This is a genomic window from Streptomyces sp. NPDC042102 (assembly GCF_055582305.1).
This window is the reverse complement of sequence record NZ_JBVJDL010000018.1, coordinates 20,192-31,898: the sequence shown is the minus strand read 5'-3', so window position 1 is coordinate 31,898 and position 11,707 is coordinate 20,192. Positions and strand designations below refer to the sequence as shown.

The window sequence follows — 11,707 nt, the reverse complement described above, 5'->3', positions numbered from 1 at the left end:
AAGTGCAATATCCCATTGCACTTAGTTCAACCGCCCTCTACGCTCCACTTGTACTTAGTTCAAGACCGGGTCGGCGGCCAGCCGGCCGCCGACCCGGCCCACCCCTCCCGAGGAGCCCATCACCATGTCGTACGAAGACCTGGCCGCCCATGTCGCCGCCACCGCCCAGCAGTTCGGCATCCCGGGCGTTTCCGTCGCCGTCCTGACCGACGGTCAGGAGCACTACGCCTCCCACGGCGTGACCAGCATCGAGCACCCCCGGCCGGTGGACGAGAACACGCTGTTCCCCATCGCCTCCGCCACCAAGACCATCACCGCCACCGCCCTGGTGCGCCTGGCCGCGGAGGGGAAGGTCGACCTGGACGCGCCGGTGCACCACTACGTTCCCGAGCTCGCCCTCGCCGACGAGACGGCCACGCGGCGCATCACCGTGATGAACCTCCTCAACCACACCGCGGGCCTGGACTGGAACCTCCTCGACACCGACGGGGACGGCTCGCTCGCGAGCTTCGTCGCGAAGATGGACGCACTGAAACTCGTCGCCGAGCCCGGCACCCGCGCCTCGTACAGCCAGGCCGGCTACAACCTCGCCGGGTACGTCGTCGAGAAGGTCACCGGCCTGCCGTACGAGAAGGCCGTGACCCAGCTGGTCCTCGAACCCGCGGGCCTGTCGAACACCTTCTTCGACCACGACGACGTCATGGTCCGCGCGTTCGCCGTGGGCTACAACAGCGCCGAGGACGGCACCCTGAGCCCCGCGACGCCGTGGAAGGCGTACCCCGCCGGCCAGCGCGGCAACAACCCCGGCGGCGGCGCCGTCTCCACGGCCGCCGACCTGCTGCGCTGGGCCCGGTTCCACCTGGGCACCGGCGACGGCGCCCTGCCCACCGAGGCCCTGCACCGCATGCGCGAGCAGACGGTCGAACTGCGCGCCAGCTCGCTCGGCGACGGCCTCGGCATCTGCTGGTTCCTGCGCGAGATCGACGGCGTCCGCACGATCGGGCAGGGCGGATCGGGCAACGGCCAGTTCTCCGAGATCCTCATCGTGCCCGAGCGGAACTTCGCCGTCGTCAGCCTGGCCAACGCCGGCCCGGACGGCTACACCTTCAACCAGTCCGTCGTCCGCTGGGCCCTGGAGCACTACCTCGGCGTCGTCGACCGCGACCCCGAGCCCGTCCCGTACGACGCGGCCCGCGCGCGGGAGGTCGGCGGCCGCTACGAGATCGACGTCATGAACCTCGACATCGCCACGGACGGGGAGCGCCTCACCCTCGCGGTCGGCATCAAGCCGGAGATCCGGGCGGCGTCGGACGTCGAGATGCCGCAGGACTACCCCGCGGCCACCATCGGGTTCCTGCCCGGCGACGGCGACGAGTACATCGTCACCGACGGCGGACTCCAGGGCCAGCGCGGCTTCTTCACCCGTGACGCGCACGGCACCGTCACCGGCGTCGACCTGGCCGGCCGCCTCTTCCCCCGCCGCCCCTGACCGCCGGACCACCGGACCACCGCGCCGGGACGGGTTCAACCTCCCTCAGGAGCCTGCCGCAACGCGTGGGGCGTGGTGCCGTACCACCGCTGGACCGCGCGGCGCAGGGCGCGGGCGTCGGCGTAGCCGCTGCGGGCGGCGATCGCGTCGATGCCGAGCTCGGTGGTGCGCAGCAGCCGGGTGACGTGCGCGCGGCGCACGGTCTCGACCTCGTGGCTCCAGGTGGTGGCGTGTTCGTCGAGGCGGCGCTGGAGGGTGCGCGTACTGAGGTTCATGCGCTGCGCCACGGCGGGCAGGGTGGGCGCGGCCGCGTCGTGGACGGACGCCAGGGCCGTACGGAAGAGGTCCAGCCAGTTGTGCAGCGGGATCGCGGTGGCCAGGCTCTGCTCCGCGTGGCTGCGCAGGACGGCCGACAGGCCCGGCTGGGCGCGCGGCGCCGGCGCCCTCAGGTCGGCGGCGAGGAAGGTGACGGAGCTGGCGGGCGCCTCGAACGCGATGGCCCGGGTGCCGTACAGCTCCGTGAGCGTGCCCAGCCGCCGGGGCGCCCGGGCCGTCAGGGTGACGCGGACGGGCACGAGGTGACGCTGCGCGGCGTCGCTCAGCCGCCGCTGGTAGATGCCGAGGGCGCCGGCGCGGATGGCGTTGGCCGCCTCGTGGGCGACGTCGGCCCGGTTGTGGTGGGTGACGGTGACCTGCCCGCCGTCCTCCGAGATGTGCAGCGTGTCCGTGGCGGGGTCGACGACGGTGGCGAGGTAGGCCGCGGCGTCCCGGATCCCTTCGAGCGGCGTGCGCGCGGAGGTGATCAGGTAGTCCCAGACCCCCAGAGTGCCGATGCCCGGCTGCTGGGCCAGCACCAGGGCCAGCTCGCTCCAGTGGGCGTGACCGGTCGTCAGTTCCGCGATGCGATTGGCCGTGGCCGCCGGGGTCCGGTACCGGTCGTCGTCCAGGTGCTCCGGGGCCACGCCCAGGAGCTGGGCGTACCCGCCCGCCGGGACGCCGAGCATCCGGGCGGCGTTGACGCTCAGACGGGTGAGGGCGGCGGAGTTCGTTCCCCGGTGCGCTTGTGCTTGCGATACCACGGGGGCAGAGCATAGACCAGCGGAAATGACCAGATGATCACCGGACTCGGCGCGGAGTGCCCCGACCATGGCGCCAAGAGTCCCCCCGACGACGCGATCGACCCACCCGATGGCGCGGATGGTCCTCCGCCTGGCGCGTACGGCCAGGGGCCGGCCGGCCCGCGCGGCCCTAGCGTGGTGCACCTGAGCCGGCGTCCACGGGAAGCGGCACGGGAGCGAAGCGCGTGCGCCGCGGGGGAGCGGTGCGCGCGGAACTCCCGCCGCGGCAGGGACGACGAAGCGGCCCGGGACCACATCTCCTGTGGTCCCGGGCCGCCACCACGCCCGCGGCGGACGCGCGGACGAGCGGACGATCAGCCGTCCGTACCCGTACCGCCCGTCCCCGCGAGGCCGGCCAGCAGCCGCGCCGCCGGCGCCGGGTCCACCAGCCACTTCAGGTGGCTGCCCCCGAGCGTGCGCACGTCGTACGGGTTCTCCGGCGTCAGCGCGTCGCCCTCCCGGATCAGCCGGTCCTGCAGGGCGAGCGGCAGGCTCGCGTCGTCGGTCAGCCGCACGTACGTCTTCGGGATCCGCCCCCAGGTCGCCGCCTGCGCCCGGTCGTCCGAGGTGCCGGCGTCCAGGTTCTCGTCGGGCTGGAAGGTGTTCAGGAAGGTCAGGAACTCCTCGTCGGTGCCGTCCGCCAGGAACGCCGCCTTGAACGAGGCGAGCACGTCCGGGTCCGCCGTGCGGAAATTGACGCGCAGCAGGCCGAGTTCGGCGGGGTCGCCCGCCAGCGCCCCCATCAGGGCAGCGGCGTCGACCGTGGCCATCTCCGGCTCGGCGTAGTAGTCGCCGACCGGGAGGTCCACCGGGCACCACGCCGACACGTACACGATGCGGTCGATCAGATCCGGCCGCGCGTTGGCCGCGGCCGTCGCCGTCACGCCGCCCCGGCTGTGGGAGACGAGGACGACCGGACCGTTGCGCTTGGCCCGCTCCAGGACCCCGATCAGGTGGGCGGCGTTGTCCGCGAGCGTCACCCCCTTGATCGCACCGGGCGCCGTCGCGAGCTCCGCCGGATCCTGCGGGGTCTGGTAGGCCCGGGTGTACGTCGCCCCGAAGCCGTGCCCCGGCAGGTCGACGGCGACCGAACGGTGTCCCAGGAGGCCGAGTTCGGCCTGCAGGGGCGCCAGCGAGAAGGAGTTCGCGAACGCTCCGTGGACCAGTACGAACGTCGGTTGCATGTGTCTGCTCATTCCTGGCGCCGGGATGTCTCGATCGCCGTCACCCTACCGATATGAAGATCATCAGTGCATCGCGCCGAGTCGGCGGATCGCGCCGCCCCTACTTCGGATCGCGGTCGAACGTGGCCTTGGACCAGAAGTAGCCGAGCACGGACAGCGCCACGCACCAGCCCACCGCGAGCCATCCGTTGTGCCCGATCTCCGTGCCGAGCAGCAGCCCGCGCAGGGTCTCGATGGCCGGTGTGAACGGCTGGTACTCGGCGATCGGCTGGAACCAGCCCGGCATCGCGTCGACCGGGACGAACGCGCTCGAGATGAGCGGCAGCACGATCAGCGGCAGTGCGTTGTTGCTGGCCGCCTCCGCGTTCGGGCTGACCATGCCCATCCCGACCGCGATCCAGGTCAGCGCCAGGGCGACCAGGGCCATCAGCCCGAACGCCGCCAGCCACTCCAGGGCCGTGGCGTCCGTGGCCCGGAAGCCGATGGCCACGGCGACGGCACCGACGAGGGCCACGCTGGCGACCGCCTGCAGCACGCTGCCGATGACGTGCCCGATGAGCACGGAACCGCGGTGGATCGCCATCGTGCGGAAGCGGGCGATGATGCCCTCGGTCATGTCGTTGGAGACCGACACCGCGGTGCCCACCACGGTGCCGCCGATGGTCATCATCAGGATGCCCGGTACGACGTAGGCGATGTACGCCGAGCGGTCGGCGCCGCCGCCCATGCCCGCGCTCATCACGTCACCGAAGACGTAGACGAAGAGCAGCAGCATGACGATCGGCGTCAGCAGCAGGTTCAGGGTGAGGGACGGGTAGCGCCGCGCGTGCAGGAGATTGCGGCGCAGCATCGTGGAGGAGTCCCGTACGGCGAGGGAGAACCGGGACGGGCGGGCGGTGGCGGCGGGGGCGCTCATCGGACAGCCGTACCTTTCGAGTCGGGGCGGCCGGTGCCGCTGGTGAGGGCGAAGAACACGTCGTCGAGGTCGGGGGTGTGCACGGTCAGCTCGTCCGCCTCGACTCCGGCGGCGTCCAGCCAGTCGAGGATGGAGCGCAGCTCGCGCTGGCTGCCGTCGCTGGGGATCTGCAGGGAGAGCGCCTCGTCGTCCCGGGCGGCCTCGCCGAGGCTGAAGGCGGCGTTCTGATAGGCGGCCGGGTCGGAGAAGCGGAGCCGGACGTGACCGCCGGGGACCAGCCGCTTCAGCTCCTCGGCGCTGCCCTCGGCCGCGATCCTGCCGTTGTCGAGGACGGCGATCCGGTCGGCGAGCTGGTCGGCCTCCTCCAGGTACTGCGTCGTGAGGAAGACGGTGACGCCGCCCGTGACCAGCTCGCGGATGATCTGCCACATGTTGTGGCGGCTGCGCGGGTCCAGGCCGGTGGTCGGCTCGTCGAGGAAGATGATCCGGGGGTTCCCGACCAGCGTCATGGCGATGTCGAGGCGGCGCTTCATGCCGCCGGAGTAGGTGGAGGCCGGCTTCTTTGCGGCCTCCACGAGGTCGAAGCGCTCCAGCAGTTCGGCGGCGGTCCGCCGGCCCTCGCTCTTGGACAGGTGGTGCAGGTCCGCCATGAGGAGCATGTTCTCCTCACCGGTGATCAGCCCGTCGACGGCGGAGAACTGCCCGGTGACCCCGATCGCGCCGCGCACCGCGTCCGCGGCCGTGGCGATGTCATGGCCCGCGACCCGGGCCTGGCCGCCGTCGGCGGAGATGAGCGTGGACAGGATCTTCACGACGGTGGTCTTGCCCGCGCCGTTCGGTCCCAGCAGCGCGAAGACCGATCCGGCCGGGATCCGCAGGTCGACGCCGTCGAGGACGGTCTTGTCGCCGTACGACTTGCGCAGACCGGCGGCGGAGACGGCGTCCTGCGCCGGCCGGCCGTCCGCCCATTGCGGCATGGACATGACAGAAGAAGGCATGGGGCTCTCCCGTGGAAGGGGTGACGTTGACGGGGGGAGGGGCGAGAGGGGGAGCGGGAGCCGGGCCGCTCGGCGGCCCGGCGGCCCGGCGGCCCGGCGGACGGTCAGACCCTGGCGCGCCGGATGTCGATGTTGCCGTGCCGGGTGCGGGCGAGGATCTTGACGCTGTCCTCGGCACCCTCGGGGGCCCCCGACTCGGTGAGCGCGTTGCGCACCTGTCCGGAGCCGGCGCTGACGTCGAGCCAGGCGGCCGTGCCCGCGCGGACACCGACGTCGATGGCGCCGTACGAGGTCTCCAACTGGACGGTGCCCCGGGCCACATCGCTCACGCGCAGGGTGCCGTGGGCGGTGGTGGCGGTGACCGAGTCCTCGGCGCGCCGGATCTCGATGTCGCCGTGGGCGCCGCTCACCCGCAGCTCGCCGGTCACGGCGTCGACGGTCGTGCCGCCGTGCGAGTTCTTCAGGACGGCCGAGCCGGTGACGACACCGACGCGCAGGCTGCCGGAGCTGGTGGTGATCTCGGCCGGGCCCTCGACGCGGTCCACGGTGATCGACCCGTGCGCGGCGGTCAGCTTCAGGGGGCCGGTCTCGTCGAGGCGGACGTCACCGGACGAGGTCTTCACCTGGACCTCACCGAGCCGCCCCTCGCCGAGCACCTGGGTCCAGGCGCCGGTCACACCGATGCGGGAGCCGGTGGGCAGGTCGACCGACACGTCCACGACGCCGGTGCGGCCGAACAGGTTGGACTTGGGCGTACGGATCGTCAGCACGCCGTTCACGCAGGTGACCTCGGTCTGGTCGGCCGCCCGTACGTCCAGGTCCTTCTGCGGGTTGCGGGGCCGTACCTCGACGACGGTGTCGAGGCGGTCGTTGGCGGTGAACTGAATGGAACCGGCCTCCACGCGGGCCGTGACCGCGATCGTTCCGGGGGTGTCGAAAGAAGGCATGGCTGTCCCGTCCTCGTGAGTCCTGGGGCCGTCCCCGCTGGTGGGACGTGGTGTGGGTGACGTGTGTGGTGCGACCCGCGACGTGCGATGGCGCGGGGCCGGGGGGGGCTAGCGCACCCACCCCGTGAAGCTCGTTCCGACGCTCTGGGCCTTCTCGGCCGTCCGCGGCCGGCCGCCACCGTCGACGGCGGCCGCCACGGCACGCACCAGCCACGCGTTGACCGACAGGCCCTCGCGGCCGGCGGCCTCCTCGGCGCGCGCCTTCAGGTGGGCCGGCAGCCGCAGGTTGACGCGGGCGGTGCCACCTTCGTCGCCATCGGCCGGGACCGGCGCCGGCAGCGGTTCGACGGGCGCGTCCGGCTCCCGGTGGACACCGGCCTCGGCGGGCGGCAGGGTCACCACGAAGTCGGGGTCGAGCCCACGCAGCCGTACGTCGACGGAGCCGGGGGCGAGCTCGCGAGTGATCTCGTCCATGGCGGCGGAGAGCACGTTGAGCATGGTCAGCCGGGTCGCCGACTCCAGGGGAGCGGTGAGTCGTTCGGCCAGCTCGCGGGCCGCGTCGCCGCCGGCCTCGGCGGCCACCGCAAGTTCGCGGTGGAGGTGTTCGACGTACGGGGTGAGGTCCATGACGTCATCATGGCACCACTATGGCGCCATGTGCAACCCCGGAGGGCATCCAACCGGGCGCCGTGCCCCGCGACGGCGCGTGACCTGCGAAAACGCAAGCCAGTCCGCCCGCCGCGTGATGGCACCACCCCCACCCTCACCCCGAGAAAGACCCGTCATGGCACCCGCTGGCACCTCGTGGCGCCACATGACGCCACCCCGCGCCACCCCCCGCCCCTGCGACCGGTCGGCGGTCAGCCGTCCGCCTCCGGCAGGCGGGCCTCCAGGCCGTCCAGGAGGGACTGGAGGCCGAAGTCGAAGGTGTCGTCGGGCGCCTCGGCGTACCCGGTGTCGGTGGTCGCGTCGATCCGGGCCCGCAGGCGCGGGAAGTGCGAGGCGGCCTCGACGGCCTCCTTCATCACGGCCCCGAACACCTCCTCGGGGTCGCCGCCGTCGCGTTCGATCCGGCGGGTGAGCGAGGCGGTGGCCGCGGCGGGCGCGGCATTGCCGAGGACGTACGTGAAGACCGCGGCGACGGCCCGGTCGGCCTGCGGACCGACGAAGCCGGCCCGCTCGTAGACGGCGATGCAGTGGTCGTCGTGGCGGGCCTTGCCGGCGCCGTGGAAGAGGTGGGTGGCGAAGGCCTGCACCAGCCAGGGGTGGCGGGTGAACATCGCGTACAGGTCGTGCGCCATGGCGGTGGCGGCGGCGCGCCAGCCGGCCGTGTCCGGGTCGGGCAGCCCGACCTCGTCCCAGACCTGGTCCCCGGCGAGCGTCAGCAGGTCGTCCTTGTTCTTGACGTGCCAGTAGACGGCCGTGGCGGCCGAGTTCAGCCGCTTGCCCAGGGCGCGCATGTTGAGGCCTTCCAGGCCTTCGGTGTCGAGCAGCTCGACGGCGGTACGGACGATCTGTTCGCGGGTCAGCGTGTCACGTGGCATGCGCTCACGATAGGTCACCGAGAGCCGACTTGTACAAAGTTCGAGAGACCACTTGCACAGTGTTCAAGTCTGGGTCTACAGTTCTCGATGTCGGGACTTGAACTTAGTGAAAGCCGGTCGGCCGAACCTCGAGAAGGAGAAACCCCGTGAACACGCTCGCCGCCGTCGCCCAGATCCTCGTCGCCACCGCCTTCGCCTCCATCCCGCTCCTGCGCCACCGCTTCGGCGCCGTCGCCAAGGCCGCCGCGGTCACCGAGCTGCGGCGCCAGGGCATTCGCCCCGCCGTCCTGGAGGAGAACAAGCTCCGCTTCGACGCCAGCGGCCACGAGTGGTGGGCCCCGGGCTCCTTCGCTGCCGCCAGCCTGGCAACCGCCGCCCTCAACCTGGCCGGCAACCCCCTCGGAACCACCTTGACCTGGGTCTTCTCCACGATCGCGTTCCTGGCGAACATCCTGATCCTGCAGAGCCAGCTCGGCGCCGTGAAGTCCGTGCAGGCCGCCTTCCGCCGCAAGGGCGACCCCGAGCTGGCCCGGGTCGACGTCCCCGCCTTCCTCCAGGCCGCCGAGGGCGCCTTCCCTGCCTGGACCCGGATCCTCCAGAACGTCCGGCACACCGTCGTCTTCGCCGGCTCCGCCCTCGCCCTGACCGCCGCCGCCCTCGCCTGACCCCCGCCCCGCACCCTCGGCCCCGCACACCCCACCCGCACCACTCACCCCACCCGCACCACTCACCTCACCCGTCCCACCCCGCCCGAAAGGCCCCACCGTGAACTCCATCGCCCTCGTCGCCACCCTCCAGCTCCTGCTCGCCGGCACCTTCTTCGTCATCCCCGTCGTCGCCTGGTTCCGGGGCGGCGCCTCGCAGGACGCCGCCGAGGCCGAGATCCGCCGCCAGGGCCACAGCCCCTCGGTCCTCGCCCGCCACGGCATCGCCTTCCGCGAGAAGCCCTGGGAGCTCGTCCTCGCCCTGAGCATCGGCGTCATCCTCACCGTGCTCGGAGTCCTCAACCTCACCGCGAACCCCACCGGCCGCCTGCTCTCCTGGATCGTCGAGCCGGTCGTCCTCCTCGGCGTCGGCTTCATCACCGCCGGCCAGGTCTTCTCCACCGCCTACACCCGCGCCGCGTTCGCCCGCTCCGCCGACCCCGCCCTGCACACCGTCGACGCCCCCGCCCTCATCGCCGCCGCCAACACCGCCTTCCCCGCCTGGCTCCGCCCCGTGGTCCTGACCCGATTCACCCTCGCCACCCTCGGATCCGCCCTCGTGCTGGTCCTGCTCTGGCTCTGAGCCGTCGCCGTGCCAACCCGTAGGCCCCGTACGCCCGCTGCGCCCCGTAGGCCCCGCTCCCCCGGCGATCCCCGCCCGACGAACCATCGTCCGGCGGAGCTGGCCGGGGGAGCGGGGCCGTTCCGCGACCGGCACCCGGCCGCGACCAGCACCCGCCGCGACCACCGCCCGGCCTCAACTGGGCCCGCCCGCACCCCTGGTAGCATTCCCGCCCTCGATCCGCAGCCTCGATCCCGCAGCCGCCGGTGCGGCAGGGACCGTCCGGTGCCCGGGCAGGTGCAAGATCTCCGCTCACGCGTCGAAAGGTCTTGCCGTGAAACGGTTCGAGCAGCACGGGACGCCCACGCCCGCGTCCCCGATATCCGACGGCGTCTGCCTGCTGACCGCCGTCAGCCCGCGCAAGGAGGAAGGCAGCAGCCCGACCGGGATCGTCGGCAGGTGTCTGGCGCGACACCTGCTCGCCAAGGGCCGCCGCGTACGGGTGATCGCCGAGGCGGACCAGCTCCACGACTGGCCCGACGCCGTCGACGTCGTCGAAGGCTCCATCACCCGCCCGCTGGAGTGCGCCCGGGCCTTCGACGGTGCCGGGCCCCTGTTCCTCGCCGGCGCCCATCCGTCGACGGTCGAGGACGCCCTGACCCTCGCGCGCGAAGGCGGCGCCACCCGGGTCGTGGTGCTGTCGTCCCACGGGCCGGAGTACGAGGCGGCGTACCCGCCGGAGACCTGGTTCTGGCTGGCGATCGAGAAGGCGGTGGAGCGCTCGGGCCTCGCCTGGACGCACATCCGCCCGTCGGCCGTGATGGGTTCCGTCATCGAAGGGACCTACCCGGCGACGGGGTCCGACTGGTCCGAAACCGTCCGCGCCGAAGGGGTGGTCCGGGAGGCCTTCCTCGACCGGGGCCACTACCCCTTCATCCACGAGGAGGACCTCGCCGCCGTCGCGGCCGCGGCCCTGACCGGCGACGTCCGCACCGGGACGGTCGTCGAGGCGGTGGGCCCGCCGTTGAGTACGCGTTCACGCGTGCGGAGCCTCGCCGCCGCTCTCGGCCGCGACATCGAAACGGTCGAACTGGCGCCCGGCCAGAGCCGGGCGGTCTGGCGACGCCGCGGCTGGCCCGACGGAGCGATCGACGTGACGCTGTACGCCCTCGAGGAGTACGGCGCCCGGTACGCCGAGCTCCTCCGGTGGACGCTCGAACAGCGGCCTTCCGTACAGGACATCACCGGCCGCCCACCGCGCACGTACGACGACTGGGTGGGCGAGAACATCGACGCGTTCCGCCGCCCCGCCGAACAGCGGTAGCGTTCACTCTCAATCATTGCAACGAATTCATCGCAAGCGTTGCGTTAATTACAACACCAGTTGCAACGATTTCTCGGATCTGACCTGCGCATATATAAATCCCACGCAACGAATGAGTTGCCGGGCTTTCGAACGCAACGTAGCTTTTCCCATGTCGGAAACACCGCCTCGAAGGAGAGCACGATGCACACGTTCACCACCCCCGCCCCGGTCTCGGCCGTTCTGGACATCCCCGCCGGCCGTATCCGCTTCATCGCCGCCGACCGGGCCGACACCACCGTCGAGGTCCTGCCGGCCGATGCCTCCAAGAGCCGCGACGTGAAGGCTGCGGAGCGGGTCACGGTCGCCTGCGCCGACGGCGTCCTGCACGTCGGCTCCGCGCCCGCCGAGAACCGGGTCCTGGGCGACTCCGGCTCCGTCGAGATCACCATCCAGATGCCCGCCGGCTCCCACGTCCGGGCCAAGGCCGCCAGTGCCGAGTTCCGCGGCGTCGGACGGCTCGGCGACGTCACCCTGGAGGGCGCGCAGGGCACGGTCAAGCTCGACGAGACCGAGGGCGCCCACGTCACCCTCGCCGCGGGCGACGTCACCATCGGCCGCCTGGGCGGCCCCGCGCAGATCGACATCCAGAAGGGCGACATCCGTATCGCGGAGGCCATGCGCGGCACGGTCGTGCTGCGCACCGAGGCCGGCGAGATCTCGGTCGCCGCCGCCCGCGGCGTCTCCGCCTCCCTGGACGCCGGCACCGCCTACGGCCGGATCCACAACGCGCTCGTGAACACCGACGGCGCCGCCGCCGGCCTCACCATCCGGGCCACCACGTCCTACGGCGACATCACCGCCCGCAGCCTCTGACGCACCCGCCCCCCACTCGACCCTCACCCCTCCCCCCCCCGAACCCCCCACCCCCAGAAGGAGCAG

At 72.3% G+C, this 11,707-nt stretch carries 12 protein-coding genes; 5 read left to right on the top strand and 7 right to left on the bottom strand.

Annotation, left to right across the window (positions count from 1 at the left end; genetic code table 11):
* Nucleotides 1–124 precede the first annotated feature (124 nt).
* The gene (locus ACZ6KO_RS33505; protein WP_469307748.1) at nucleotides 125–1,489 is read left to right on the top strand and encodes a serine hydrolase domain-containing protein; all 1,365 of its coding nucleotides are present in this window, start codon (nucleotides 125–127) and stop codon (nucleotides 1,487–1,489) included.
* Between the two features lie 35 nt (nucleotides 1,490–1,524).
* Here the strand turns inward: ACZ6KO_RS33505 and ACZ6KO_RS33500 are convergent, their stop codons facing one another.
* The 7 genes from ACZ6KO_RS33500 to ACZ6KO_RS33470 all read right to left on the bottom strand — a co-directional run bounded on the left by ACZ6KO_RS33500 (nucleotide 1,525) and on the right by ACZ6KO_RS33470 (nucleotide 8,196).
* Nucleotides 1,525–2,568, bottom strand: coding sequence for a helix-turn-helix domain-containing protein (locus tag ACZ6KO_RS33500; RefSeq protein WP_469307747.1), 1,044 nt, complete (start codon nucleotides 2,566–2,568; stop codon nucleotides 1,525–1,527).
* A gap of 353 nt (nucleotides 2,569–2,921) precedes the next feature.
* Nucleotides 2,922–3,803 carry an alpha/beta hydrolase gene (locus ACZ6KO_RS33495; RefSeq protein WP_469307746.1) on the bottom strand — a complete coding sequence of 294 codons (882 nt, stop codon included), beginning with the start codon at nucleotides 3,801–3,803 and terminating at the stop codon, nucleotides 2,922–2,924.
* Nucleotides 3,804–3,891: 88 nt separating this feature from the next.
* Nucleotides 3,892–4,707: an ABC transporter permease gene (locus tag ACZ6KO_RS33490; protein WP_469307745.1), complete on the bottom strand. Its 816-nt coding sequence runs from the start codon at nucleotides 4,705–4,707 to the stop codon at nucleotides 3,892–3,894.
* Nucleotides 4,704–5,705, bottom strand: coding sequence for an ATP-binding cassette domain-containing protein (locus tag ACZ6KO_RS33485; protein WP_469307744.1), 1,002 nt, complete (start codon nucleotides 5,703–5,705; stop codon nucleotides 4,704–4,706). Before ACZ6KO_RS33485 ends, ACZ6KO_RS33490 begins: the two co-directional genes overlap by 4 nt.
* Nucleotides 5,706–5,809: 104 nt before the next feature.
* Complete coding sequence (locus ACZ6KO_RS33480; protein ID WP_469307743.1) at nucleotides 5,810–6,652, bottom strand: DUF4097 family beta strand repeat-containing protein; 843 nt, start codon at nucleotides 6,650–6,652, stop codon at nucleotides 5,810–5,812.
* A 108-nt stretch (nucleotides 6,653–6,760) separates the two neighbouring features.
* A complete protein-coding gene (locus tag ACZ6KO_RS33475) occupies nucleotides 6,761–7,279 on the bottom strand; it encodes a hypothetical protein (protein WP_469307742.1) in 519 nt (172 codons plus the stop codon).
* Between the two features lie 233 nt (nucleotides 7,280–7,512).
* Nucleotides 7,513–8,196 carry a TetR/AcrR family transcriptional regulator C-terminal domain-containing protein gene (locus ACZ6KO_RS33470; protein ID WP_469307741.1) on the bottom strand — a complete coding sequence of 228 codons (684 nt, stop codon included), beginning with the start codon at nucleotides 8,194–8,196 and terminating at the stop codon, nucleotides 7,513–7,515.
* Nucleotides 8,197–8,342: 146 nt separating this feature from the next.
* Here ACZ6KO_RS33470 and ACZ6KO_RS33465 point away from each other — a divergent pair, with 146 nt between their 5' ends.
* The 4 genes from ACZ6KO_RS33465 (at nucleotide 8,343) to ACZ6KO_RS33450 (ending at nucleotide 11,641) form a co-directional block, all read left to right on the top strand.
* Nucleotides 8,343–8,861: a hypothetical protein gene (locus tag ACZ6KO_RS33465; RefSeq protein ID WP_469307740.1), complete on the top strand. Its 519-nt coding sequence runs from the start codon at nucleotides 8,343–8,345 to the stop codon at nucleotides 8,859–8,861.
* Between the two features lie 100 nt (nucleotides 8,862–8,961).
* Entirely contained in the window at nucleotides 8,962–9,483 is a 522-nt protein-coding gene (locus tag ACZ6KO_RS33460) for a hypothetical protein (RefSeq protein WP_469307739.1), read from the top strand.
* Between the two features lie 313 nt (nucleotides 9,484–9,796).
* On the top strand, nucleotides 9,797–10,786 hold the full coding sequence (locus tag ACZ6KO_RS33455; protein ID WP_469307738.1) for an SDR family oxidoreductase: 990 nt from the start codon (nucleotides 9,797–9,799) through the stop codon (nucleotides 10,784–10,786).
* A gap of 183 nt (nucleotides 10,787–10,969) precedes the next feature.
* Nucleotides 10,970–11,641, top strand: coding sequence for a DUF4097 family beta strand repeat-containing protein (locus ACZ6KO_RS33450; protein ID WP_469307737.1), 672 nt, complete (start codon nucleotides 10,970–10,972; stop codon nucleotides 11,639–11,641).
* Nucleotides 11,642–11,707: the final 66 nt, after the last annotated feature.

Bases quoted from the DNA above. Each gene is read 5' to 3' on its own strand.
- ACZ6KO_RS33505 (WP_469307748.1), top strand. From the start codon at position 125: ATGTCGTACGAAGACCTGGCCGCCCATGTCGCCGCCACCGCCCAGCAG.
- ACZ6KO_RS33495 (WP_469307746.1), bottom strand. From the start codon at position 3,803: ATGAGCAGACACATGCAACCGACGTTCGTACTGGTCCACGGAGCGTTC.
- ACZ6KO_RS33490 (WP_469307745.1), bottom strand. From the start codon at position 4,707: ATGAGCGCCCCCGCCGCCACCGCCCGCCCGTCCCGGTTCTCCCTCGCC.
- ACZ6KO_RS33485 (WP_469307744.1), bottom strand. From the start codon at position 5,705: ATGCCTTCTTCTGTCATGTCCATGCCGCAATGGGCGGACGGCCGGCCG.
- ACZ6KO_RS33480 (WP_469307743.1), bottom strand. From the start codon at position 6,652: ATGCCTTCTTTCGACACCCCCGGAACGATCGCGGTCACGGCCCGCGTG.
- ACZ6KO_RS33475 (WP_469307742.1), bottom strand. From the start codon at position 7,279: ATGGACCTCACCCCGTACGTCGAACACCTCCACCGCGAACTTGCGGTG.
- ACZ6KO_RS33470 (WP_469307741.1), bottom strand. From the start codon at position 8,196: ATGCCACGTGACACGCTGACCCGCGAACAGATCGTCCGTACCGCCGTC.
- ACZ6KO_RS33450 (WP_469307737.1), top strand. From the start codon at position 10,970: ATGCACACGTTCACCACCCCCGCCCCGGTCTCGGCCGTTCTGGACATC.